The following is a 24220-nucleotide window of genomic DNA, read 5'->3' as shown; positions in this document are numbered from 1 at the left end:
CCGCCGCGGCGACAAGCGCAGCCGGGCGGACGCCGGTCCGTAGAGTTGACGTGTGACCCGCGCCGTCGACGATGCAGGGCGAAACGATGAGGAGGAGCGGCGCACATGACTGCAGTCCCCGCACCCGATTCCGGACCCGACGCCGGCGCGGTCTGGCACTTCGGCGATCCGCTCGGCGAGCAGCGCGCGGCCGAGACCGACGCGGTGCTGGTGGACCGCTCGCACCGCGCGGTTCTGACGCTGACCGGCGCGGACCGGCAGAGCTGGCTGCACAACATCTCGACCCAGCACGTCAGCGAGCTTCCCGACGGGGCCAGCACCCAGAATCTCAGCCTGGACGGACAGGGCCGGGTCGAGGACCACTGGCTGCAGACCGAACTCGGCAGCGTCACCTACCTCGACACCGAACCCTGGCGCGGCGAGCCGTTGCTGGGCTACCTGACGAAGATGGTGTTCTGGTCGGACGTCACGCCGGCGGCCGCCGACCTGGCGGTGTTGTCGCTGATCGGCCCCCGGCTGGCCGACCGGGCGGTTCTCGACGTGCTTGGCCTCGACGCCCTGCCCGACGAGCTGGTCGCAATTCCACTAGCCGGAGGCGGCTTCGTGCGGCGGATGCCCGCCGCCTCCGCCGGCCAGATCGAGCTCGACCTGCTGGTGCCGCGCGCCGATTCGGCCGAGTGGCAAGGCCGCTTCGCGCAGGCCGGCGTGCGACCGGCCGGGGTGTGGGCCTACGAGGCCCACCGGGTCGCGGCGGTGCGCCCGCGCCTCGGCGTCGACACCGACGAACGCACGATTCCGCATGAGGTGCGCTGGATCGGCGGTCCCGGCACCGGGGCCGTCCACCTGGACAAGGGCTGCTACCGCGGGCAAGAAACCGTCGCCCGGGTCCATAACCTGGGCAAACCGCCGCGGATGCTGGTGCTGTTGCACCTCGACGGCTCGGTGGACCGGCCGTCGACCGGCGATGCGGTGCTCGCGGGCGGGCGTGCGCTGGGACGGCTGGGCACGGTCGTCGACCACGTGGATCTGGGGCCGATCGCGCTCGCCCTGCTCAAGCGTGGGCTGCCCGCCGACACCGAACTCACGACCGGCCCGGAGGCCTCGGTCGCGGCCGTCATCGACGCCGATTCGCTGCCGCCCAGCGAGCAGATCGGCGCAGGACGGCTGGCCGTAGAGCGGTTGCGAGGCGGTGCGAGATAATGTCCGGTGAAGTCCAACACGGCGAGCAGGGGGCACCGACGCTCATCCGCGAGGCACGGTAAGCTGTCGGCAGGACAATAACGACACCAGAGATCGGAGCCGCCTACTTGTTAGGCCGCTCCGTTATTGCGCGAGGGGGTTCCCCCATGGGCCGCGGCCGGGCTAAGGCAAAGCAGACCAAGGTTGCTCGAGAACTTAAATACAGCTCCCCGCAGACCGACTTCGATCGGCTTCAGCGCGAGCTGGCGGGGTCCGAGTCGGACCCATCCGGCGAGCTGGATGGCGCCGACGAATCTTGGGATCGCGAAGACGACTGGCGTCGCTAGAACTTGCTCCGTGCCGATGCCGCGTGCATCGGCACAGTGTTGGTCCCAGTTAGGCGCAGGCCCTTAAAACCTCGGGTGCTGCCCCACCAGTTTGGCGCGCGGGCCGTCTTTGCCGCCCTTGCAGATCGTCCCCAACACCCAGCAGTCCAGATGGCGTGCGGTCAAAATCGCCAGGGCACGGTCGGTGTCTTCGGGTGCGACGACGGCGATCATGCCGACGCCCATATTGAAGGTCTTCTCCATCTCCCCGCGGCTGACCCGGCCGCGCTGGGCGATCATCGCGAACACCGGCGCGGGCGTCCAGGTGCCCCGGTCGACCTCGGCGGTCAACCCGTGCGGGATGACGCGCTGCAGGTTGCCCGCCAGTCCACCACCGGTGACGTGGCAGAACGTGCGGACATGGGTTTCGGCGGCCAGCGCCAGGCAGTCCTTGGCGTAGATCCGGGTGGGCTCCAGCAACTCTTCGCCCAGCGTGCGGCCGAATTCCTCCACGTAGCCGGCCAGGTCCATCCGGTCGATCTCGAGCAGAACGCTGCGTGCCAGTGAGTATCCGTTGGAATGCAGGCCCGAGGACCCCATGGCGATGATGACGTCGCCGGGTTTGACCCGGTCGGGCCCCAGGATGTCGTCGGCCTCGACCACGCCGATCCCCGTCGCGGAGATGTCGTAGTGGTCCGGTTCCATCAAACCGGGGTGCTCGGCCGTCTCGCCGCCCAACAGCGCACAACCGGCCCGCATGCATCCCTCGGCGATGCCGCCGACGATCGCTGCCACCCGTTCGGGCACGGTGCGGCCGACGGCGATGTAGTCCTGCAGGAACAGTGGTTCGGCGCCGCACACGACGAGGTCGTCGACCACCATCGCCACCAGGTCGAGGCCGACGGTGTCGTGCTTGTCCATCGCCTGCGCTACCGCCAGCTTGGTGCCGACGCCGTCGCTGGAGGCCGCCAGCACCGGCTCGCGGTAGTCGCCACGCAGCGCGAACAAGCCGGCGAATCCGCCCAGCCCGCCGAGCACCTCGGGTCTGGTGGCTTTTGCCGCCAGCGGCTTGAACAGATCGACCGCGCGGTCACCGGCTTCAATATCCACCCCGGCCGACGCGTAAGTAATGCCCTGGCTGCCCGGTTCTTCGCCGGGGCTTTTTGCGGGATCCGTCATCGCGATAAAGGCTACCGGTAGGCGCTTCTCGCCGGAATCAAACGTCTTTGAAGGATCTGGTGTGAATTCCGTCAGTGGTTGACGGGAACCTCGTCGGCCGCAAGATCACCGAGCTCCGCGCCGCGCGCCGCAGTGGAGAGCATGTGCTCGATGACGTTCTTGCCCAGCGCGGTCTCGCTGGGCAGCTCGATCGGATACTTGCCGTCGAAGCAGGCGGTACATAGCCGGGAGGCCGGCTGTTCGGTCGCCGCGATCATGCCGCGCAGCGAGATGTAGCCCAGGGTGTCGGCGCCGATGGCATGCCGCACCGCCTCGAGCATCTCTTCCTCGTCTTCGACGGCGTTGGCGATCAATTCGGCCGGAGACGGGAAGTCGATGCCGTAGAAGCACGGCCACTTCACCGGCGGCGAGGCAATCCGCACGTGTACCTCGACGGCGCCGGCCTCGCGCAGCATGCGCAACAACGCACGCTGGGTGTTGCCGCGCACGATCGAGTCGTCAACGACGATGAGCCGCTTGCCGCGGATCACCTCTTTGAGCGGGTTGAGCTTCAGCCGGATGCCCAGCTGCCGGATCGTCTGGGACGGCTGGATGAAGGTCCGCCCGACGTAGGCGTTCTTCATCAGGCCCTGCCCGTACGGAATGCCGGCCTCCTGCGCGTATCCCACCGCCGCGGGTGTGCCCGATTCCGGCACACCAATCACCAGGTCGGCGTCCACCGGCCGCTCGCGGGCCAGCCGGCGGCCGATCTCCAACCGGGCACCGTGCACCGACCGGCCGCCGATCGTGCTGTCCGGCCGGGCCAGGTAGACATATTCGAAGACGCAACCCTTGGGAGTCGGGTTGGCGAAGCGGGTGGACCGCACCCCGTCCGCGTCGATCGCCAGCAATTCACCCGGCTCGATGTCGCGGACGAACGAGGCACCGACGATGTCGAGCGCCGCCGTTTCGGAGGCCACCACCCAACCGCGATCCAGGCGTCCGAGCGAAAGCGGCCGGACCCCGTGGGGATCGCGGCAGGCATACAGCGTGTTCTCGTCCATGAAGGTCAGGCAGAAGGCGCCGCGCACGGTCGGCAGCAGGTCGAGCGCCGCCTGCTCCAGGGTGGAGTCGGCCGCGCCGTGGGCCAGCAGCGCGCCCAGGATGTCGGAGTCCGTCGTCGCCGGGGCCGGGTAGCGCTTCGAGATCAAACCCGCGTCGCGAGCGCGGGTGGCAAGTTCAGCGGTGTTGACCAGATTCCCGTTGTGTCCCAAGGCAACCCCGGTGCCGGCCGCGGTGTTGCGGAACACCGGCTGGGCGTTTTCCCAGGTGGTGTCGCCCGTGGTGGAGTACCGGCAGTGCCCGATCGCGACGTGGCCCTGCATGGCCGCCAGCGTTTGCTCGTCGAACACCTGGCTGACCAGCCCGAGGTCTTTGAAGACCAGTACCTGAGATCCATCGGCGACGGCGATACCGGCGGCTTCCTGGCCGCGATGCTGCAGCGCGTAAAGGCCGTAGTAGGTGAGTTTGGCGACTTCCTCGCCTGGGGCCCAAACCCCGAATACACCGCACTCTTCGCGGGGCGAGTTCAGGTCCTGCTCGGATTCCTGGACGGTCACGGTGGGCGGCTCCCTAGAGAGTGGTGACGTCACGAAGTTTACGGGCACGTAAGCCCACGGGGCGAATCTGTTGGGCGTGTTGAACCCAAATGTTCTCGGCGTGTCACCCTAAACCTGCAGTTCAGAGTTATATTCATCCCATATCGAACAGGGGCAACCAGTGGTCAATTTCACCCGCTCGAGCCCCCGATAACGTCAGCGATCCGGCGGCCTTCGCGTCGGCGAGCGTCACGATTCCGGTGGCCAGGAGCAACCATGTCCGCGGGTCGGCTTCCACCACATTGGGTGGCGTGCCGCGGGTGTGTTTCGGCCCGGCCAGGCACTGCACCGCGACGAACGGCGGGACCCGGACCTCGACGCTGGCGCCGGGTGCCAGCGCGGCCAGCGTGCGTGCGGTGAGCCGAACCGCCGTCGCCAGTGTGGCGCGATCCGGCGCCGGACGCGTTTCGTCGCGCAGCCAGTCCGCCACGGTCATTAGGACCTGACGTGTCTTGGCCGGATCGGCACTATCGCGGGCGGCCATACCTTAGGGTCTCAGAATCATGGATCCGCGCCGCGGGCCACCGTATAAAACCGTCGGCCTCGTGACGATCGTGGTCATGGGGCTCGTTGGGTTTGTCTTGTACGCGCAGTTCCGCGGAGACTTCACACCGAAAACGAAGTTGACGATGGTGGTCGCCCGCGCGGGTCTGGTGATGGATCCCGGTTCCAAGGTCACCTACAACGGTGTCGAGATCGGCCGGGTGGCCGGCATTTCCGAGATCACCCGGGCCGGCCAGCCGGCCGCCGAAGTGGTGCTGGACGTGACTCCGAGGTACGTCAACATGATTCCGGCCAATGTGGCGGCCGAAGTGAAGGCGAGCACGGTGTTCGGCAACAAATACGTCGCCTTGAGTTCACCGAAAAACCCTGCACCACAATCGATTACACCGTCGATGGTAATCGATGCGACGACGGTGACGACCGAGTTCAACACGTTGTTCGAGACACTGACATCGATCACCGAGAAGATCGATCCGGTGAAGGTGAACCTGACGTTGTCCGCGACGGCGCAGGCGCTGGCCGGGCTGGGGGAGAAATTCGGCGCCTCACTGCTCAACGGCAACGCGATCCTCGACGACGTGAATCCGCAGCTGCCGCGGCTCCGCTTCGATATTGCGCAGCTGGCGGCGCTGGGCGACACGTACGCCGATGCCACCCCGGACCTGTGGGATGCGCTCGAGCACGCGGTGACGACCGCGCGGACGCTCAACCGGCAGCAGGGCGATCTGGATGCGGCGTTGCTCGCGGCGGCGGGATTGGGCAACAGCGGCGCCGACGTGTTCGGGCGCAGTGGGCCGTACTTTTCGCGAGGGGCCACCGATCTCGTTCCCACCGCCCAGCTGCTGGACGAATACAGCCCCGAAATCTTTTGCACCATCCGCAATTTCAACGAAGTCGCGCCCAAGCTGCACGTCGCGCTCGGCGACAACGGCTATGCGCTGGGGGCGCACTCCTCGGGCTCGATCGCGGGAGCGCCGAATCCGTACACCTACCCCGAGAACCTGCCGCGGACCAACGCCAGGGGTGGCCCCGGCGGGCGGCCAGGCTGCTGGAAATCGATCACCCGCGAACTGTGGCCGGCCCCCTATCTCGTCATGGACACCGGCGCGAGCGTAGCCCCGTACAACCACTTTGAGGTCGGTTCACCACTCGCCGTGGAATACGTGTGGGGCCGCCAGCTGGGCGACAACACCATCAACCCCTGAAAGAGACGATGACTTCTTACCGGAGCGCGGCCGTCGCTCGTCGACTCATGGCGTTGGCAATCACCGTGGCGTCACTGTCGGGCTGCGGCGATTCGGGCGACCATCGCGAAGGCGACGCCAGCGACAACGGCTGCCGCACCCTGGCCGCCGATCCCGGCTGGTTTGGCGACAACCGGGACCGGCTCAACGCGATGATCGCCAAGCTGGGCAGCTGCGGCAAGCTGGAGCCCGAGACGAACGACGCGCCGGTGGCGCTCTTCGACTGGGACGGCACCATGGTGAAGAACGACATCGGCTCCGCGACCTTCTGGTGGATGGTGCGCAACTCGAAGCTGCGTCAGCCCGCCGGCGGAAATTGGAGCACGACAAGCCAATACCTCACCACGGCGGCGGCCGCGGAATTGGCCGCTGCCTGTGGCGCGCTGGCGCCCCCGGGCCAGCCGCTGCCGACGGGAGCCAACCCCGGGTGTGCCGACGAACTGGTCTCGATAGCCGGCGATCGCCAGACCCGCACGGGCGCACCGGCATTCACCGGTTACAACCATCGACGCATCAACCCCGCCGCCGCCTGGGGCTCGCAACTGCTGGCCGGCTGGACCGAGACCGATATCACCGGCTTCGCCGAAGCGGCCCGGCGGGAAAGCCTGGACGCGCCCGAGGGCACCGAACAACCGGTGGGCAGCACCCGCCAAACCGGGTGGGTGCGCTACTACGCTCAGATGCGAGATCTCGTTGCCACGCTGCAGGCCAACGGATTTGACGTCCGAATCATCTCCGCCTCGCCCGAGCCGGTGGTGCGAGTCTGGGCCGCCGATCTCGGAATCTCCGCCGACCATGCGATGGGCACCCGCACCGAACACGACGGCGACGTCCTGACTACGCGGTTGGCGCTGTGCGGTGGGGAACCGTCGGTTCCGTATAACGAGGGCAAGCGCTGTCGGATCAACGAGCAAGTCTTCGGCGTCCAGGGGGCGGGCGCCTTCGACCAGCTACCCGAGCAGCGGCGCCAGGTCCTCGGGTCCGGCGACTCCGATGGAGACGTCACCTTCGTCACCGACGCCACCGCGCTGCACCTGGTGATCAATCGCAACCAGATCGAGTTGATGTGCCGGGCCTACGCCGATCTGGACGGACGATGGCTGGTCAACCCGATGTTCATCGGCCCCGTGGGCGTGAGCCCGCCCTACCCCTGCGCGACACAGGGTTTCGACGCGCCTGACGGCGGCCGGGCACCGCTGCTCCGTCCCGACGGCAGCGTCGTCCCCGACCAACAGGACCGGGTGCACACCGGGTAAATCGGTTGCCGCGCACGCCAACCGGGGCGCTCAGCCAAAGAATCGCGGCAGCACCGCTTCGGACGTCGCGCGCAACTCGGCCAGCGGCACCGTGAACAGGCCTTGAAATTCCACCGCGTCCGAGTCCTGGTCGACGACGCCGATACGCACAGCGGGAAGTCCGCGCGCCTCGCACATGGATCGAAACCGGCTCTCCTCGGTGCGCGGCACCGCGACCAGCACCCGGCCCGACGACTCGGAGAACAGCGTCACGAACGGATCGCTGCCTTCGGGAAGCACTATGCGGCAACCTGTTTCACCCGCCAGCGCCGATTCCACGATGGCTTGGGCGAGGCCGCCCTCGGACAGGTCGTGGGCCGCGGTCACCAACCCGTCGCGTGATGCCGCGCTGAGCACCTCGGCCAGCAGCTTCTCGCGCTGCAGGTCCACCGCGGGCGGCAACCCGCCGAGATGATCGCCGGTCACCTGCGCCCAGATGGACCCGTCGAACTCGTCGCGGGTGTCGCCCAGCAGCAGCAGGGATTCTCCCGGGTCGGTGCCCAGGGCGGTCGGGATGCGCCGGTCGACGTCATCGATCACACCCAACACGCCCACCACCGGAGTGGGCAGGATCGCGGCCGTTCCGGTCTGGTTGTAGAAGCTCACGTTGCCGCCGGTCACCGGAATCCCCAGGGCGACACAGCCATCGGCGAGTCCTCGGACCGCTTGGGAGAACTGCCACATCACCCCGGGGTCTTCGGGCGAGCCGAAGTTGAGGCAGTTGGTCACCGCGACCGGGACGGCCCCGGTGGCCGCGACGTTGCGGTAGGCCTCGGCCAGCGCGAGCTGGGCTCCGGTGTAGGGATCCAGCTTGGTGTAGCGGCCCGAGGCGTCGGTCGACAGCGCGATGCCGCGGCCGGTGGACTCGTCGATGCGCAGCACCCCGCCGTCGGCGTGCTCGGCCAGCACCGTGTTGCCACGCACATAGCGGTCGTACTGCTCGGTGATGAACGCCCGGCTGCACAGGTGCGGACTGCCCAGCAGCGCAAGCAAAGTCGCGCGCAACTCGTCACCGGTGACCGGCCGGGGCAGATTGCTCGACCGGTCGGCGTTCAAGGCATCCTGCGATTCCGGGCGCGCGACCGGTCGCTCGTACACCGGCCCCTGATGCGCCACGGTGCGCGGCGGCACGTCGACAACGGTCTCGCCGTGCCAGGTGATGCGCAGCCGGTCCCCATCGGTGACCTCACCGATCACCGTCGCCAGCACCTCCCACTTGCGGCACACCGCCAGGAAGGCCTCGACGTTCTCCGGGGCGACCACCGCGCACATCCGCTCCTGCGACTCGCTGGAGAGGATCTCGGCGGGGGTCATGTTGGCCGCCCGCAACGGAACGCTCTCCAGCTCGACGCGCATGCCACCGTCGCCGGCCGATGCGAGTTCGGAAGTCGCACAAGACAATCCGGCACCACCAAGGTCCTGGATGCCGATCACAAGGCCCGCCGCGTACAACTCCAGGCAGCACTCGATCAGCACCTTCTCGGTGAACGGGTCACCGACCTGAACCGAGGGCAGCTTCTTGCGGCCGGGCCCGCCGCCCTCGTCGCCGCCGAAGGTCTCCGACGCCAGCACGGACACGCCACCGATGCCGTCGAGACCGGTGCGCGCACCGAACAGGATGATCTTGTTACCGGTTCCCGACGCGAACGCCAGGTGCAGGTCCTGCCTGCGCAACACCCCCACGCACAGCGCGTTCACCAACGGGTTGCCCGCATACGACGCGTCGAACACGGTCTCGCCGCCGATGTTGGGCAGGCCCAGCGAGTTGCCGTAGCCGCCGATACCGCGGACCACGCCGTCGAGCACGCGGCGGGTGTCGGGCGCGTCGGCGGCGCCGAACCGCAGCTGGTCCATCACCGCGACGGGCCGCGCGCCCATGGCCATGATGTCGCGCACGATGCCGCCGACACCGGTCGCCGCGCCCTGGTAGGGCTCGACGTAGGACGGGTGGTTGTGCGACTCGACCTTGAACGTGACGGCCCACCCGTCGCCGATGTCGACCACGCCCGCGTTCTCCCCGATGCCGGCCAGCATGCCCGCGCGCATCTCGTCGGTCGTGGTCTCGCCGAAGTACCGCAGATGGACCTTGGACGACTTGTAGGAGCAGTGCTCGCTCCACATCACCGAGTACATCGCCAGCTCGGTGTCGGTGGGCCGGCGGCCCAAAATCTCGCGAATCCGCTGGTACTCGTCGTCTTTAAGGCCCAATTCGCCGAAGGGCTGCGGCTGGTCGGGGGTGGCGGCTGCGTGTTCGACGGTGTCGGCCACATGAGTGCGGGCGCCCGCTCCGGAGACAGTCACGCACCCAGTCTAAAGAGCTACTCGCCGCGCAGCAGGCGGGCGCTTTCGGCGTCGGCCGGATAGAACAATTCGACGGCCAATTCGGCGAGTGTGACGTCGAGCGGAGTGCCGAACGTCGTCAGGGTGGTGAACATCGACAGCCGCCGGCCGCCGCCGGCATCGAGCACGAACGGAACCAGCAACGACGCGCCGTCTGACGGGGTGCCCCAGGGTTTCGCGGCCGTCGCGACACCGGGGTAGGAGCGCACCTCTTCGCCCAGGGCCCGCAGTGCCGGGTCGCCGGTCAGTGCGATCGTGCGCTGCAACTGGTGCAGCAGGTAGCCCGCCCATTCTCCGAAGTTCAGGGTCCGCGCCGCCAGGCCGTCGGGATTCAGGCACAGCCGGTAGATGTTGGTCGGCGGGCCGAGCAGTTCCTCGGACAGGCCGGCGGTGAGCGCGGACGCGGCGGCGTTGGCCCCCACGATGTTCCAGCACCGGTCGATGACCACGCCGGGGTAAGGGTCGTGCGCGTCGAGCAGGCGCTGCACCGCGTCCCGGGCCGGGGACAGGGCCGCGTCGTCGAGCGGACGCGCCTGGTAGCGCGGGGCAAACCCGGCGGCGAGCAGCAGCGCATTGCGCTCCCGCAACGGAATGTCGAGGCCCTCGGCCAGGGTGAGCACCATCTCCGGACTCGGTCGCGAGCGCCCGGTCTCGATGAAGCTCAGATGCCGTGCCGACACACCGACACTCAGCGACAGGTCGAGCTGGCTGACCCGTCGGCGCGTGCGCCATTCGCGCAACAGGACACCGACCGGCGCGTGGCTCACCCACTCACGGTAACCACGTTTGCGTAGTCACGGCGATGACCTTGGAGGTAATTGTGCTGCCGCAGCGCGCCGGGACACGCTTGCTGACGAACGCGCTCAATCCGAGCGTCTGCCCCTGGAGGGAATCATGACCGACATCGCTTCTGCTGGACCGAAGTTCAGCGCCGAACTGTTCGCGGCGTTCTGGGCGGCTCCCGACCTGTCGCGCGGGCTGGACATCCTGGCCGACGACATCGTCGGCTACTGGCCGGGCGACCCGGAGCCGGTTCGCGGGATCGACGCGTACACGGCGAAGCTGGCCGAAATACTGGATGCCGCACCGGATTTGCAGCTCGAGGTCGTCGACAGCGCGACGGTATCCGGTGCCGCCGCCGATGAGCAGCTGGTGTTCGTGCACTACATCGGGCGGGGCACCGGGCCGGACGGCCCGTTCCAGATCCGGGGCCTGGACCGGGTCCGCACGCGCGACGGGATGGTCGTGGAGAACGTCATCCGCTACGACCCACCCATCCTGGAGCGGGGCTGAACTCAGCCCGCGATCTCGGCCAGTGCCGCCGCCGCGTCGAGGTCGGCGTAGGCGAACGAATATCGTTGCGCCAGAGCGACAGAGACGTCCGTCCGTTGCCACTCGCCGGCGCTGGCCGTCACCAGCCACAGGGTCAGTCCGTGTGCGACCGAAGCCCGGTAGCGCTGCCAGATCTCCTCGGCGCTGGGCACCTCGTCGGCCGGTAGCCCCAGCGAGTCCCGGTACTCGGCAAGCAGATCACGTTCGCTGCGGCGGCGATCTTCGACGGTCAGCGCGCCCTGCAGGAAATAGCCGAGATCCAGCGACCAGTTGCCCCGGCGGGCCACCTGCCAGTCGAGGAACCCGACCTCGCCGCTGGGCAGCAGGTAGGTGTTCCCGATGTGCGGATCGCCGTGCAGCAGGGTCTGCGGCGAGGTGGTCAGCGTCCTGATGTAGGGCTTCCAGATCGATTCGATCAGTTGGTCGATGCTCAGCGACGTCACCTCGGTGGGCGCATCGGCACCGAGGCGTTCGAGGGCGACGGGCAGCGGCGCCGCCTGCATGCCTTCCCAGGTCAGGAAGGGTTCCAGCCAACCCAGGGCCGGCTCGCGCAGCACGCGTTCCCCCCAAAAACGGCCGTGCATCCGAGCCAGACCACGCACGCCGGTGGCGGCCTGCTCGACGGTGTAAGGCCGGGTGCCGTCGCGCGGATCGGCCCCGCGGGCCCGGAGATCCTCCATCACCAGGACGAAGTCGTAGTCGGGCTCGTCGATCAGCGCGGTGTGGACGGCGGGATGTTCGAGCGGCAACTCCACCCCGCAGGTGAAGAGCCGAGGCTCGTGGAACATCCCGCTGGTCAACCGGATCAACGCCTTGTGCGCGGGATCGGCGGCCTTGACGAAGACCGTCGCGGGACCCTGGCCGGCCCGATAGGTCACGCCCAACCGGGCGCGTCGGTTGGTGCCGTCATCGCGCAGCTCCACGGTGACCGTATCGACTTCGGCGCCGGGAAAGTCCGCGGCCAGCGCCGCCGACATCCACTCCGGCGTCATCTCGTCCCAGGTCTTCGGCACCGACAACGAGGGAGCACTCACCGGCGAGTCCTTTCCTAGAAACGACACGTATCGTTTCCTAAACTGTGCACGATGAAGGTAACCCAACCCGGCAGTCAACCGCCAGTGCCCGACGAACGGATCGGCCGACCGCGTGACGCCCGGCTGGATCACGCGATTCTGGACGCCACCCGCGAGCTGCTGACGGCGGGCAGTTACGCCGAATTGTCGATGGAAAGCGTCGCCGCCCGCGCGGGGGTGGGGAAGAAAACCCTGTACCGGCGGTGGTCGTCGAAGGCCCCGTTGGTCGCCGAAGCGGTGCTGGAGGCCTACGGACGATCGGGGTCGTTCCCGGTCGCCCAGACCGGCGACATCCGCGCGGACCTGCGCAGCTGGCTGAACGAACACGCCGATTTTCTGGCCGAGCCGCCCAACGCCGCGTTGGTGCGGGCTCTGGTGGCGGCGGCCGCCGCGCGCGCGGGTGACGGCGAGGATCTCTATCGGCAGTTGAGCGCCCCGCAGCTGGCCGGGTTGACGACCAGACTCCGCCGGGCCGTCGACGACGGCGAGCTGCGGGCCGGGGCGGACGTCGACGCCGTCGCGCACGCGTTGGTCGGCGCCCTGCTGTTCCACGCGCTCACCAGCGGCAGCGCCGGCCCCGGATTCGACGGGCTCGTCGACGCGCTGCTCGACGGGGTAGCGAGTTACTGACGGGTCACGCAGAACACATTGCCCTCGGGATCGGCCAGTACCACCCAGCGAAAATCGTCCCCGAAGCTGTGCCTACCCACTTCGGTGGCTCCCGCGGCCGTCAGCCGCGACACTTCTTCGTCCACGTCCTGGGCACCGAAATCCAGGTGCACGCGGTTTTTCCCGGGAGTGGGATCCGGCACCTTCTGGAATCCGAGCTGTAGCCCGTCGGGCAAGGTCACCACCGTGAATTCGTCGGCGAGCAGATCATGCGTCGTGCCACCGAATTGCCGCGCCCACCACCCGGCCAACGTCGCCGGATCGCTGCAATCGATCGTGACCATTTCCACGTGGAGCGCCATACCGCCAAACCCTATGCCTCGGGCGACAAAAACGCTTGCAGCGCAGCGGAATAGGCGGCCACATCGTGCGCACCCATCATTTCGCGCGCGGAGTGCATCGCGAGCTGGGCGGCGCCGACGTCGACGGTGGGGATGCCGGTTTGCGCCGAGGCCATCGGCCCGATTGTGGAACCGCAGGGCAGGTCGGCGCGATGCTCGTAGCGCTGCAGTCCCACCCCGGCCTGCTCGCACGCCAGCGCGAACGCCGCCGCCGTACGCCCGTCGGTGGCGTACCGCAAATTGGGGTGCACCTTGAGTACCGGCCCGGCGTTGATCGCGATCAGGTGGCCGGGCTCGTGGCGCTCCGGGTAGTTCGGATGGGTGGCGTGCGCCATGTCGGCCGAGGCCAGTAGCGATGCCGGCAGCCGCCGCAGGAAGTCTTCCCGGTTGCCGCCGGCCGCCAGCACGATGCGCTCCAGGACGGTGCTCAGCAGGTTGGACTGCGCCCCGTGGTCCGACGACGAGCCGACCTCCTCGTGGTCGAACAGCACCAACACCGGCACCTTGGCGCGCGGTTCGGCCGCAAGCAATGCCTCCAGCCCCGCATAGCAACTGGCCTGGTTGTCCAGCCGGGGCGCGCTGAGCAGACTGCCGTCGGCGCCGAGCACCGTCGACGGGGTCAGGTCGTGCGTCATCAGGTCGGCGGCCAGCACGTCGGCCGGCGCCACCCCGGCGCGGCCGGCCACGTAGTCCACGAATGCACGCGCAGGGTCGCCTTGTGCATTCGAGCCCCAGACCGCGTTGACGTGCCGCTGCGGGTCCAGCGTCACCGACTTGCGGTCCTCGGCGAGGTGAATGGCCAGCTGCGGCACCCGCAGGATCGGATCGTCGATCCGGACCAGCCGATGGTCCAGCCCGGAGCCGTCCCGCACCGACAGCCGCCCGCTGATGCCCAAATCGCGGTCGAGCCAGGAGTTGAGCCACGCCCCGCCGTAGGGCTCCAGCGCCACCACCTGCCAGCCCGCCACCACGCGGTCCGGATGCTGCTTGACCCGCAGGTTAGGGCTGTCGGTGTGCCCGCCGACGATCCGGAACGGGCCGTCGGGGCCGGTCGTGTTCCAGGCGACCAGTGACCCGGCGCGGACGGTGAAGAAGCGTCCCGGTTCCCCGGGCCAGGGCTCGGCTTCGCGCAGTTCGGTGTAGCCGGCGGCCCGGAGCCGCCCCGCCACCGTGGCGCAGACATGGAACGGGGACGGGGAGGCGTCGATGAATTCGCAGAGGCCTGCGGCGCTGGCCGACATGTCCAACATCATGGCTGTCCGCCACCACGCAGTTGACGCTAGGGTCAGCAGGGTGCCTCCGGTTCAGCCCCAACCCATCCTCACGCCGCTGACACCTGCCGCGATCTTTTTGGTCGTCACGATCGACGACGGCGGCGAGGCAACCGTGAACGGCGCGCTGCCCGACATCTCGGGCCTGGTGCGCGCCATCGGCTTTCGCGACCCGAGCAAGCACCTGTCGGTGATCACGTCGATCGGGTCGGACGCGTGGGATCGGTTGTTCGGCGGACCACGCCCCGCCGAACTGCATCCCTTCGTCGAGCTGAGCGGACCGCGGCATAGCGCGCCGGCCACCCCCGGCGACCTGCTGTTCCATATTCGGGCCGAGACGATGGACGTCTGTTTCGAGCTGGCGGGCCGCATCCTCAAGGCGATGGCCGGCGCGGTCAGTGTCGTCGACGAAGTGCACGGCTTCCGGTTCTTCGACAACCGCGATCTGCTCGGCTTTGTCGACGGCACCGAAAATCCAGACGGCCCAATCGCTCTCAACGCCACCGCGATCGGCGACGAGGATCCCGACTTCACCGGCGGGTGCTACGTGCACGTGCAGAAGTACGTGCACGACATGTCGGCGTGGGATTCGCTGTCGGTCACGGAACAGGAAATGGTGTTCGGCCGCACCAAGCTCGAAGACATCGAGATGGACGACGACGTCAAGCCGTCCAACGCCCACATCGCGCTCAACGTCATCGAAGATGACGACGGCAACGAATTGAAGATCGTGCGCGCCAACATGCCGTTCGGTGAAGTCGGCAAGGGCGAGTACGGCACCTATTTCATCGGTTACTCCCGCACGCCCGCGGTCACCGAACGCATGCTGCGTAACATGTTTCTCGGCGATCCGCCGGGCAACACCGATCGCGTGCTGGACTTCTCGACCGCGCTGACCGGTGCGCTGTTCTTCTCCCCCACCATCGACTTCCTCGACGATCCACCGCCCCTTCCCGCACCGCTTCAGACAGGGCGGCCGGAAACGTCCCCCACTGATGACGGCACGCTATCGATCGGCAGCCTGAAAGGAACCGCTCAATGAAGAACAACCTGTACCGCGATCTAGCGCCGATCACCGACGCCGCCTGGGCCGAGATCGAATTGGAGGCGTCGCGGACGTTCAAACGGCACATCGCGGGACGCCGGGTGGTCGACGTGAGCGAGCCCGGCGGTCCGATCACCGCGGCGGTCAGCACGGGACGGCTGGTCGACGTGCAGGCTCCCACCGACGGTGTGGTCGCGCAGCTGCGGGCCAGCAAACCGCTTGTCCGCCTGCGGGTTCCGTTCAGCCTGTCGCGTGACGAGATCGACGACGTCGAGCGCGGCGCGCAGGACGCCGACTGGGATCCGGTCAAGGCCGCGGCCAAGAAGCTGGCCTTCGTCGAGGACCGCGCCATTTTCGAGGGCTACCCCGCCGCGTCGATCGACGGCATCCGCCACTGCAGCTCGAACCCCGCGCTGATGTTGCCCGACGACCCTCGCGCGATCCCCGACGTCATCTCGCAGGCGCTGTCCGAGCTGCGGCTGGCCGGCGTCGACGGCCCGTATTCGGTTCTGCTGTGTGCAGATACTTACACCAAGGTGAGCGAAACCACCGAACACGGGTATCCGATCCTCGAGCACATCAACCGCCTGGTGAACGGCGACATCATCTGGGCGCCCGCCATCGACGGTGCCTTCGTGCTGACCACCCGGGGCGGTGACTTCGATCTGCAGCTGGGCACCGACGTCTCCATCGGCTACAGCAGCCACGACGCCGACACCGTGCAGTTGTATCTGCAGGAGACCCTGACGTTCCTGTGCTACACCGCCGAAGCGTCGGTAGCACTGGGCTCTTAGGAAGTCGGCTTACCGCACCATCTTTCGTGCGATCACAGATCGAGCACCAGGTCGCTGTCCGGAGCCGCCGAGCAGATGAGCACGGTCCCCGGTCCGGGCGGGTCCAGCGGGGCCTGGACATACTTGGTGGTACCGGCGACGACGCCCGTCTCGCACAAGTGGCAGACGCCGCTTCGGCACGAGTAGCGCGTCGGCACATCGCAGGCCTCCGCGAAGTCCAGGATACTGCCGTAGTCCGAGGACCAATTCACACTAAGTCCGCTGCGGGCGAAGGTAATTGACGGCCCGGTCCCCGGCGGCCCGTCCGGCGCATGCGGCGGCACCCGCGGGGCGCCGTCGACGATGCCGGGATTGATCGCCGGCAGCGCACCGAACAATTCACTGTGGATGCGCGTGCCGTCGAGTCCGGCGGCGGTCAGGACGTCGCGCATGTCGGCCATGAATTGGGTTGGGCCGCACAGATACGCCGCCGCATCGGCCGGCAGTCCGAGCGCCGCGATGGCCTGTTGGTCCAGACGCCCCTGCACCTGCGTGTAGCACACCTGCTGCCGCGCATGCGGCAACGACTCGACCAGGGTCGTGACTTCCTCTGCAAAGGGCTGGGTCTCGCGATTGCGGCTGGTATGCAGCCACCAGATGCCGCGGGTACTGCGCGCCGCCGCCAGGGCATGCAGCATCGCCAGCACGGGAGTGATGCCGATTCCCGCCGACATCAGCACCACCGGCCGGTCGTCGTCGGCGAGGTAGAAATCGCCGCGCGGGGCGGCGGCTTCGATGACCGATCCCGGTTCGATGTGCGCATGCAACCATCGACTGGCCACGCCGCATTCTTCGCGTTTCACGCTGATGCGGTAATCGCCCGCGGCGGGATCACCGGAGAGCGAATAGCTGCGCAACGGCGCCGGATCGCCGGCCCCGGGAAGTCGGACGGTCAGGTATTGCCCCGGCAGCGGCGGCGGCAATGCGGCACCGTCGTCGGCCTCGAGACGGATCGACAGCACCGACGGACTCTCCCGGCGTAGTGCGGTCACCCGCAACGGCCGAAATCCGTTCCACCCCGGTTCAACCCCGATGGCCGGCGCCGTCTCCTCGCCCGAGGCGAGCATGTCGTTGAACGATTGCTGCCACCCTGGGCTCAGCGCCGGAACGTCGACGACCTTACGCAGCGTTTCGGGGTTGCGGTTCGGCAGATACAACAGCGCGTCGACCTCGGCGACACTGAGCTCGTGTCGGCCGCGACGGGTCAGCACGATGTCGTCACCGGCTTGGACCTGGCCCTCGGTGATGACGCGCAAGTAGAATCCTGGACGGTGCTGGGCGACAAGAAGATTGGGCATCTCCGGTTCGTCGAGACGCATCCCGACCCGGAAGCAGGTGACGCGCGGCTGGGTGACCTCGAACTCGGCGTCGCCGATTCGGTAGCGATCGCCGATGCACACATCCTGGTCGGATAGCCCGGTGACGGTGAAATTTTCGCCGAAGTGGCCCGGTACCAGATCGCCGCGATTCAGGTAGTGCATCCAGAAGTCGTACGACTCGGCCTGGTAGACCATGACGGCGCGTTGTTCGCCACCGTGGCCACCCAGATCGCCCTGGCCGTCGCCGTCGATGTTGAGGCGTCGCACCATGACCGGCCCGCCGACCGGACTCTTCCATATCCCGGTATAGACCGTCTTGTCCCGCCACTGCACATTCTTGGGCATGCCCACATTCACCGACACAAGCCTGCCCACTGCCGTCTCCTTTGGCTTTGCGAGAGAGCCTAAATCAGAGGCTCGCCGCCGTCGACTTTCAGCGTCATTCCGGTCATGAAGGTGTTGCTCATGGCGAAGAGAACCGCGTTGGCGACGTCCTCCGTGGTGCCGATTCGTCCCACCGGGTTGCCCGCCGCGATGCGCGCGAAGTACTCGCGCTTCCCCTCGTCGCCGAGGGCGTCCCATGCCCCCGTATCGATGACTCCCGGCGAAATCGCGTTGACCCGCGTCGGTGCGAGCTCGACGGCCAGCCAGCGGGCCAGGAAATCGACTGCCCCATTGGTGATGCCCACCCCGAGGTACCCGACGTTCAGCTTGAAGGCGTGAACGCCCGAGAACAATACGAACGACCCACCCGGGTTGATCTGCGGTGCAAAATATTTGGCCAGCATCGTGGGCCCGATGACTTTGGTGTCAAACGACAGCGCAAGGTTGCGGCGTTCCAGCGACGCCAGCTCACCCCGCGCTCTCGCGGAAGCCGTCGACACCACGTGATCCACGGCGCCCACCCGATCGGCAAGCGCCGCGATCGACGCGTCGTCGGTGAGATCGACGACCTCGGCGCTGATGTCACTGTCGCGGTATGCGGTGGCGAGTTTGCCCTGATCGCGTCCGGCCACGATGACGCGCGCGCCCTCGTCGTGTGCCAGCAGCGCCACGGCACGCGCGATGCCGCTGCCGCGGCCGACCACCACGACGGTCTTGTCCCGCAACGTGTTACCCACGGATGCTCCTCACGCGGCCAGATTGGGATAGCCGACCCAGAATATTCCGGGGCGACAGAGCGGTCAACTCCGCCGGGACTATTGCGAGTCGATGAATTTGAGGCATACTGGGATACACATCCCAAAAATGCGGCTCCAGGCCATGTGGCGCAGGAGGAATTCCATGCCGGCTGTTCATCATCGTTACGCGACCGTCGACGGCCATCGGCTGTTCTATCGGGAGGCCGGAGACGCAAGCAAGCCGGCGTTGATTCTCCTGCACGGATTTCCGACCAGCTCCCACATGTTCCGGCATCTGATTCCCGCGCTCGCCGACCGTTACCACGTGATCGCGCCCGACCACCTGGGCTTTGGCCTCTCCGACGCCCCGGCCGTCACCGAGTTCGACTACACCTTCGATGCGCTGACCGACCTGACCGCCGGCCTGCTCGGCGGCCTTGGGGTCGATCGGTACGCGATGTACGTGCAGGACTACGGCGCGCCGATCGGTTGGCGGCTGGCGCTGCGCGACCCGTCCGCCATCACGGCAATCGTCAGCCAGAACGGCAACGCCTACGACGCCGGCTTCGTGGAGAGCTTCTGGAAAGCCGTGTGGGCCTACCAGTCTGACCCGAACGCCGAGACCGAGGCTCCGCTGCGTCAATTCCTCACCCTGGACGCCACCCGGTGGCAATACGTCACCGGGGTGGTCGACGAGACGCTGGTCGATCCCGAGTGCTGGCATCACGACTACACGTTGCTGTCGCGGCCCGGCAATGACCTGGTGCAACTGAAGCTGTTCCACGACTACGCCACCAACGCTCCGATGTACCCGGCCGTGCACGAGTACTTTCGTGCCAACCGGGTGCCACTGCTCGCGGTGTGGGGCCGCGGCGACGAGATCTTCGGACCCGCCGGCGCCGAGGCCTTCGCCGACGACCTTCCCGACGCTCAGATTCATCTGCTCGACGGTGGGCATTTCCTGCTGGAGTCCGCACTCGACGATGTCGCCGGGCTGATCCGCACCTTCCTCGAGGAACGCGTGCCCGCCTGACCGGGGCCCGCGCGCGGCGCGGACCGCAATGGGCTGCATATCCCATAATCGGCGCCGCTCGCGGGTTAGCCTGACGCGATGGCCCATCCCGATGTTCAGGACGAACAACGGTTGACCGCCAAGGGGCGTGCCACCCGCGACAGGATCGTGCAGTCCGCCGCCCAGCTGATCGTGACCGAAGGTCTGTCGGCCTCCAACATGGAGAACGTGCGCAAGGCCGCCTCGGTCAGCGGCTCTCAGCTCGCCCACTATTTCGCGGACAAGGGCACCCTGATCCGCGCCGTGATCAGGCGACAGGTCGGCGTGGTACTTGACTTCCACCGCCAGCCCACACTTGGCGACCTGGACACGTTCGACGACTTCGAGCGTTGGATCGATCTGAACCTGCGCTATCTCCGGCGCATCGGAACCTCTGGTGGCATACCGACGTACCACGCGCTGACCGCGCAGCTGGCCAAGTCCGACGAAGCGACTCGCGCCACATTGGCTGCGGGCTACTGGCACTGGGTGGAGTTGCTCGAGCCCGCGATCCAGCGGATGAAGGACAAGCGAGTCCTGGTCGCGAGCGCCGATCCACGACAATTGGCGCTCGCGATCATCAGCGCCCACCAGGGCGGTGCCACGCTGACTTTCACCTATCGGGCGCAGTGGCCGCACGCCGATGGCACCCGGTTCGCGGTCAACTACCTGCGGATGTTTGCCACCGATCCCGACGAACGCACGCCGAGGCCCGCACGACGTCCTCGCGGACGGCGCGTGAAGCCCAGGGCGACAACGTGACTGACGATAAGCCGCGGTTCACCCGCAAAGGGCAGGCGACGCGGGCCCGCATCATCGAAGTCGCGGCCCGGCTGATGTTCGAGCGCGGCGTGGCCAACACCAGCATCGACGAGGTGCGCAGCACCGCCGGGGTGGGCGGATCGCAGATCTCGCACTACTTCCGCGACAAGCGCGATCTGACCCGAGAGGTCATCGCCGCACGCCGTGACGACGTCATCGAGTTTCACACCCAACCGCGACTCGGCACCCTCGACAGCATGGAGGCGCTACAAGCCTGGGCCGACGCCTGCATCGCCGACATCGACACCGTGTACCGGCTGGGCGGATGCGTCTACGGCTCGCTGGCCGGTGAACTGATCGAGGCCGACGACGAAGTGCGCGACGACCTTGCGCGCGGTTACGACCAATGGATCGAGCTGTTCCAGACCGGCCTCGAGGCGATGCGCCGGCGCGGCGACCTGCGCGCCGACGCCGACCCCCGCCACCTGGCCGTCTCGCTGGTCATCGCGCATCAGGGCGGTGCGATGATCACGCACGCCACCGGTGAAGCCGCACCCCTGCAAGTCGCCGTCAATGCCGCGGTCGACTACGTGCGCTCCTTCGCGGTCGATGCGCAGCGGCGAAAGGCCGCATCGCGCAAGCGCAAATCGTGAGCGCGGATCGATCAGCGTGTCGCTCAGGCTGGACAATTTTGGGCTGATCAGCCCATAATAATGGGTCGAACGGCCCAATATTATCGGGTGCGTCGATATTCAAAGTCTGGCTGACGATTGGGAAAGAGGCAGGTCATCGCCATGACTAGTAGCGTCAGCGCACTGCCAACCGCCCCGGCCGTGGTACGCGAGCAACCCGGCGGCGACACGATGCGGGCGATCATCCTGACGGGGTTCGGGGGCCTCGACCGGCTGGTGCACACCGAGATCCCCAAGCCGCTGCCCAAAGCCGGGGAAGTGGTCATCGAGGTCAAGGGCTTCGGCATCAACCACGCCGAGATACACATGCGCCGCGGCGAGTGGGCCGAAGCCGCGGAGGTCAGCGGCATCGAATGCGTCGGCATCGTCGACTCGTGCCCGGGCGGCGAGTTCCCGGTCGGCGCCAAGGTCGCCGCCCTGATGGGCGGTCTGGGCCGAACGATCAACGGCAGCTACGCGGAATACACGCGGGTACGCGCGGCCAACGTCGCCCTCATGGAATCCGATCTACCGTGGTCCCAACTGGCGGCGTTGCCGGAATCGTATGCGACGTCGTGGACTTGCCTGTTCCGCAATCTCAAGCTGACCGCGGGACAGACGCTGGTGATCCGCGGTGCGACGTCGGCGTTGGGCCAGGCCGCGCTGAAGATGGCGGTCATCACGGGAGCCAACGTCATCGCCACCGCGCGCAGCGAGAAGCGTTTTCCTTTGCTAGCGCAGCTCGGCGCCGCTCGTGTCGAGGTGGAACGGCCAGACCTTGCGGCGCACATCGCCGAAGCCAAGCGGATCGACGCGGTGCTCGACCTCGTCGGCAACAGCACCATCCTCGACTCCCTGGACATGCTGCGCCGTGACGGCACGGCCTGCCTCGCGGGCTGGCTGGGCGGCCTTGCCCCCATCGGGGATTTCAACCCGTTGGCGCGTATGCCCAGCGGCGTGAACTTTAGCTTCTTCGCCAGTCCGGTCTTCGGGAACCCGGGCTTCGAGGTGTCCGACATACCGCTGAGCGACATCGCACAGGAGGTGGCCGACGGCAAGCTCGACGCCAAGCCCGCGCGTGTCTTCTCGTTCGACGAGATTCGCGAGGCTCACCGAGTGGCGGAATCCGGAGAAGCAGGCGGCAAGATCGTCGTGGTGGTGGACTGACGTCCGCCGGTAAAAGCACGGCCTGTCAATCGTTTTCGACGCAGGAGGGGGCATAGCGATGGGTTTGGCATGGCAACAAGGTCCGCTGGCGACCGGGTCGGTCGGCCACTTCCTCACCGAGCAGACGCTGCCGGCGCGGCTGCTGTTCGCCGAACCGTTGCGCCGCCGGATGCGGGTGCGCTTCGCCGACCGGTGGATCGCGGACAGCGAAGACGTGGTGTTGCTGCACGAGCCGGGACGCTATCCGGTGGCGTATTTTCCAACAGGGGACATCGAAGAGGGGGTTCTGACCGCCGAGGACCGGGTGACGCCGCACCAGGACCTGGGCGACACCCAGTGGTTCACCGTCGCCGTTGGAGAACGACAGGCCAACCACGGCGCATGGCAGCACACCGCGCTGCCGCAGCATGCGGAGGTGCTCGACGGACGACTGGCGTTCGCCTGGCGCGCGATGGACGCCTTCTACGAAGAGGACGAGCGCATAGTCGGGCATGCCGCCGACGCCTACCATCGCATCGACATTCGTTCTACGTCACGACATCTCGTCGTCCGCGACGGTGGCCGGGTGATAGCGGAAACGCAGCACCCATTGGCGCTGTACGAGTCCGGGTTTGCCGCACGCTGGTACGTGCCCCGCGAGGATATCGACGAATCAGCACTCAAAATCGTTGAAGGACAAACCTTTTGCCCATACAAGGGGATCGCCTCCTATTATGACGTCGGCGACCGCAAACGCGCGGCGTGGTCATACGTCGACGCCTGGACGGAAGTTGGGCGGGTCAGCAACCTGGTGTCGTTTGAGCCCGACAAGATCGATGTCTACCTGGATGGCAGGCAGTTGCACCTCGAGCCCGGCCAGACCGTCGTTCCGCACGGCGTGGACCGCGGGCTGGACACCGATGAGGTGCTCGGAAGAACTCCGCCGGGGAGCACGCGATGAGAGGTTGTCATTGTGCCGGTTTCGGATCCGGATCGGTCGCTGCAGTTCTACCGCGACCAGGTCGGCTTCGACCTCGACGTCGACTACGCGCCCGCACCCGATTTCCGGGTTATCCAGCTGACGCCTCAGGGATCCGGCGCGTCCATCCAGTTCGGCGCGGGCTTGACCGATGCGCCTCCTGGTTCACTGCGGGGCCTGTATTTGGTGGTCACGGATATCACGGAGATCCGTCAGGAACTTGCCGATCGGGGTGTTGCCGTCAGCGAGATTCGCCACAAAGACACCGGCGACACGGTACGCCAACCAGGTGGGGCGGGAGGTTGTGGTGGCTGGGCGAAAAGTCAGTGCGGAGCGATTGCAGGCGTTTTCAGACGCGGTATTCGCGGTGCTCATCACGATCTTGGTTTTGGAGCTCAGACCGCCCAGCGCTCATACCTTTAGCGCTCTGCTACCGCTGTGGCCCACCGGGCTGAGCTATGTGGTCAGCTATCTGTTCATCGCGATCGTCTGGGTCAACCATCATCACTTGTTCGGCTACGCCGAAACCGCGACGCCTCGGTTGGTGTGGTCGAATTTCGCGCATCTCTTTTCGGTTTCGCTGATTCCTTTCACCACCGAATGGATCGCCGACAGCAGGCTGGCTGACGCGCCGGTGGTCTTGTATGCGTCCATATTCGTCCTGGTCAACATCACCTATATCGCGCTCTGTACAGAAGTCGTCGATCGCTCTGCCCACGAAGATGTTTCGCACCGTCTCCGCGGGCTGTTGCGGATGAGATCATTCATCACGATCTTTGTCTTCGCGGCAGCCGCGGTGATCGCGGTCAGATGGCCGGTCATCGCGATGGTGTTGATTTGCTTGTGCCTGGTCGGATATCTACGGCCCGACATTCCGGATCCCCAGAAAGCTGAGCACTGACC

25 protein-coding genes are annotated in these 24220 nt (G+C 67.1%); 15 read left to right on the top strand and 10 right to left on the bottom strand.

Going from position 1 to position 24220, the window contains the following annotated elements; all coding sequences use genetic code 11:
• Positions 1-105 precede the first annotated feature (105 nt).
• Positions 106-1200 (top strand): CAF17-like 4Fe-4S cluster assembly/insertion protein YgfZ, encoded by a 1095-nt coding sequence (ygfZ, locus tag G6N55_RS21005; protein ID WP_085223617.1) that lies wholly within the window; start codon positions 106-108, stop codon positions 1198-1200.
• A gap of 146 nt (positions 1201-1346) precedes the next feature.
• Positions 1347-1526 carry a DUF3073 domain-containing protein gene (locus G6N55_RS21000; protein ID WP_085223615.1) on the top strand — a complete coding sequence of 60 codons (180 nt, stop codon included), beginning with the start codon at positions 1347-1349 and terminating at the stop codon, positions 1524-1526.
• 63 nt (positions 1527-1589) lie between these two features.
• On the opposite strand, the gene purM is transcribed toward G6N55_RS21000, so the two are convergent.
• The 3 genes from purM to G6N55_RS20985 all read right to left on the bottom strand — a co-directional run bounded on the left by purM (position 1590) and on the right by G6N55_RS20985 (position 4805).
• Complete coding sequence (gene purM, locus G6N55_RS20995; RefSeq protein WP_085223613.1) at positions 1590-2684, bottom strand: phosphoribosylformylglycinamidine cyclo-ligase; 1095 nt, start codon at positions 2682-2684, stop codon at positions 1590-1592.
• Positions 2685-2755: 71 nt separating this feature from the next.
• Positions 2756-4282 carry an amidophosphoribosyltransferase gene (gene purF / locus G6N55_RS20990; protein WP_085223611.1) on the bottom strand — a complete coding sequence of 509 codons (1527 nt, stop codon included), beginning with the start codon at positions 4280-4282 and terminating at the stop codon, positions 2756-2758.
• Positions 4283-4415: 133 nt separating this feature from the next.
• Positions 4416-4805 (bottom strand): sterol carrier family protein, encoded by a 390-nt coding sequence (locus tag G6N55_RS20985; RefSeq protein ID WP_085223609.1) that lies wholly within the window; start codon positions 4803-4805, stop codon positions 4416-4418.
• Positions 4806-4824: 19 nt separating this feature from the next.
• On the opposite strand from G6N55_RS20985, the gene G6N55_RS20980 reads away from it, so the two are divergent.
• Positions 4825-6030, top strand: coding sequence for an MCE family protein (locus G6N55_RS20980; protein ID WP_085223607.1), 1206 nt, complete (start codon positions 4825-4827; stop codon positions 6028-6030).
• Positions 6031-6077: 47 nt separating this feature from the next.
• Positions 6078-7325, top strand: coding sequence for an HAD family hydrolase (locus tag G6N55_RS20975; protein WP_232078809.1), 1248 nt, complete (start codon positions 6078-6080; stop codon positions 7323-7325).
• Between the two features lie 30 nt (positions 7326-7355).
• Here G6N55_RS20975 and purL read toward each other — a convergent pair whose 3' ends face one another.
• Positions 7356-9632: a phosphoribosylformylglycinamidine synthase subunit PurL gene (gene purL, locus G6N55_RS20970; RefSeq protein ID WP_163667785.1), complete on the bottom strand. Its 2277-nt coding sequence runs from the start codon at positions 9630-9632 to the stop codon at positions 7356-7358.
• A 50-nt stretch (positions 9633-9682) separates the two neighbouring features.
• The gene (locus tag G6N55_RS20965) at positions 9683-10471 is read right to left on the bottom strand and encodes a helix-turn-helix domain-containing protein (RefSeq protein ID WP_085223601.1); all 789 of its coding nucleotides are present in this window, start codon (positions 10469-10471) and stop codon (positions 9683-9685) included.
• A 127-nt stretch (positions 10472-10598) separates the two neighbouring features.
• On the opposite strand from G6N55_RS20965, the gene G6N55_RS20960 reads away from it, so the two are divergent.
• Complete coding sequence (locus G6N55_RS20960) at positions 10599-10997, top strand: nuclear transport factor 2 family protein (protein ID WP_085223599.1); 399 nt, start codon at positions 10599-10601, stop codon at positions 10995-10997.
• A 2-nt stretch (positions 10998-10999) separates the two neighbouring features.
• Here the strand turns inward: G6N55_RS20960 and G6N55_RS20955 are convergent, their stop codons facing one another.
• Positions 11000-12070, bottom strand: a complete 1071-nt coding sequence (locus G6N55_RS20955) for a phosphotransferase (protein ID WP_085223597.1) — start codon at positions 12068-12070, stop codon at positions 11000-11002.
• A gap of 84 nt (positions 12071-12154) precedes the next feature.
• Between G6N55_RS20955 and G6N55_RS20950 the strand changes: the two genes are divergently transcribed.
• A complete protein-coding gene (locus tag G6N55_RS20950; RefSeq protein WP_085223968.1) occupies positions 12155-12739 on the top strand; it encodes a TetR/AcrR family transcriptional regulator in 585 nt (194 codons plus the stop codon).
• Here G6N55_RS20950 and G6N55_RS20945 read toward each other — a convergent pair.
• Together G6N55_RS20945 and G6N55_RS20940 are read right to left on the bottom strand one after the other, a co-directional pair.
• Positions 12733-13080, bottom strand: a complete 348-nt coding sequence (locus G6N55_RS20945) for a VOC family protein (protein WP_085223595.1) — start codon at positions 13078-13080, stop codon at positions 12733-12735. The genes G6N55_RS20950 and G6N55_RS20945 overlap by 7 nt on opposite strands.
• A gap of 11 nt (positions 13081-13091) precedes the next feature.
• Positions 13092-14360, bottom strand: a complete 1269-nt coding sequence (locus G6N55_RS20940) for a M18 family aminopeptidase (RefSeq protein ID WP_085223966.1) — start codon at positions 14358-14360, stop codon at positions 13092-13094.
• A gap of 52 nt (positions 14361-14412) precedes the next feature.
• Here G6N55_RS20940 and G6N55_RS20935 point away from each other — a divergent pair, with 52 nt between their 5' ends.
• The gene (locus tag G6N55_RS20935) at positions 14413-15432 is read left to right on the top strand and encodes a Dyp-type peroxidase (RefSeq protein ID WP_085223593.1); all 1020 of its coding nucleotides are present in this window, start codon (positions 14413-14415) and stop codon (positions 15430-15432) included.
• A complete protein-coding gene (locus tag G6N55_RS20930; protein WP_085223591.1) occupies positions 15429-16229 on the top strand; it encodes a family 1 encapsulin nanocompartment shell protein in 801 nt (266 codons plus the stop codon). The genes G6N55_RS20935 and G6N55_RS20930 overlap by 4 nt, the downstream gene beginning before the upstream one ends.
• 32 nt (positions 16230-16261) lie before the next feature.
• On the opposite strand, the gene G6N55_RS20925 is transcribed toward G6N55_RS20930, so the two are convergent.
• Positions 16262-17962, bottom strand: coding sequence for an MOSC and FAD-binding oxidoreductase domain-containing protein (locus tag G6N55_RS20925; protein ID WP_085223589.1), 1701 nt, complete (start codon positions 17960-17962; stop codon positions 16262-16264).
• Between the two features lie 29 nt (positions 17963-17991).
• Positions 17992-18708: an SDR family oxidoreductase gene (locus G6N55_RS20920; RefSeq protein ID WP_085223587.1), complete on the bottom strand. Its 717-nt coding sequence runs from the start codon at positions 18706-18708 to the stop codon at positions 17992-17994.
• 163 nt (positions 18709-18871) lie between these two features.
• Between G6N55_RS20920 and G6N55_RS20915 the strand changes: the two genes are divergently transcribed.
• From G6N55_RS20915 to G6N55_RS20885, 7 genes are all read left to right on the top strand, one after another.
• Positions 18872-19741, top strand: coding sequence for an alpha/beta fold hydrolase (locus tag G6N55_RS20915; protein WP_085223585.1), 870 nt, complete (start codon positions 18872-18874; stop codon positions 19739-19741).
• A 78-nt stretch (positions 19742-19819) separates the two neighbouring features.
• Positions 19820-20521 (top strand): TetR/AcrR family transcriptional regulator, encoded by a 702-nt coding sequence (locus G6N55_RS20910; protein WP_085223583.1) that lies wholly within the window; start codon positions 19820-19822, stop codon positions 20519-20521.
• Complete coding sequence (locus G6N55_RS20905) at positions 20518-21174, top strand: TetR/AcrR family transcriptional regulator (protein WP_179968091.1); 657 nt, start codon at positions 20518-20520, stop codon at positions 21172-21174. Before G6N55_RS20910 ends, G6N55_RS20905 begins: the two co-directional genes overlap by 4 nt.
• Before the next feature lie 141 nt (positions 21175-21315).
• Positions 21316-22359, top strand: coding sequence for a zinc-binding dehydrogenase (locus tag G6N55_RS20900; protein ID WP_179968090.1), 1044 nt, complete (start codon positions 21316-21318; stop codon positions 22357-22359).
• A gap of 58 nt (positions 22360-22417) precedes the next feature.
• Entirely contained in the window at positions 22418-23299 is an 882-nt protein-coding gene (locus G6N55_RS20895; RefSeq protein ID WP_085223581.1) for a DUF427 domain-containing protein, read from the top strand.
• A 12-nt stretch (positions 23300-23311) separates the two neighbouring features.
• Positions 23312-23740, top strand: coding sequence for a VOC family protein (locus G6N55_RS20890; protein WP_232078807.1), 429 nt, complete (start codon positions 23312-23314; stop codon positions 23738-23740).
• Positions 23706-24218 (top strand): TMEM175 family protein, encoded by a 513-nt coding sequence (locus G6N55_RS20885; protein ID WP_232078806.1) that lies wholly within the window; start codon positions 23706-23708, stop codon positions 24216-24218. The genes G6N55_RS20890 and G6N55_RS20885 overlap by 35 nt, the downstream gene beginning before the upstream one ends.
• Positions 24219-24220: the final 2 nt, after the last annotated feature.

It is taken from the genome of Mycobacterium florentinum, assembly GCF_010730355.1.
Classification (GTDB): domain Bacteria; phylum Actinomycetota; class Actinomycetes; order Mycobacteriales; family Mycobacteriaceae; genus Mycobacterium; species Mycobacterium florentinum.
This window is presented reverse-complemented; position numbering and strand designations above follow the sequence as displayed.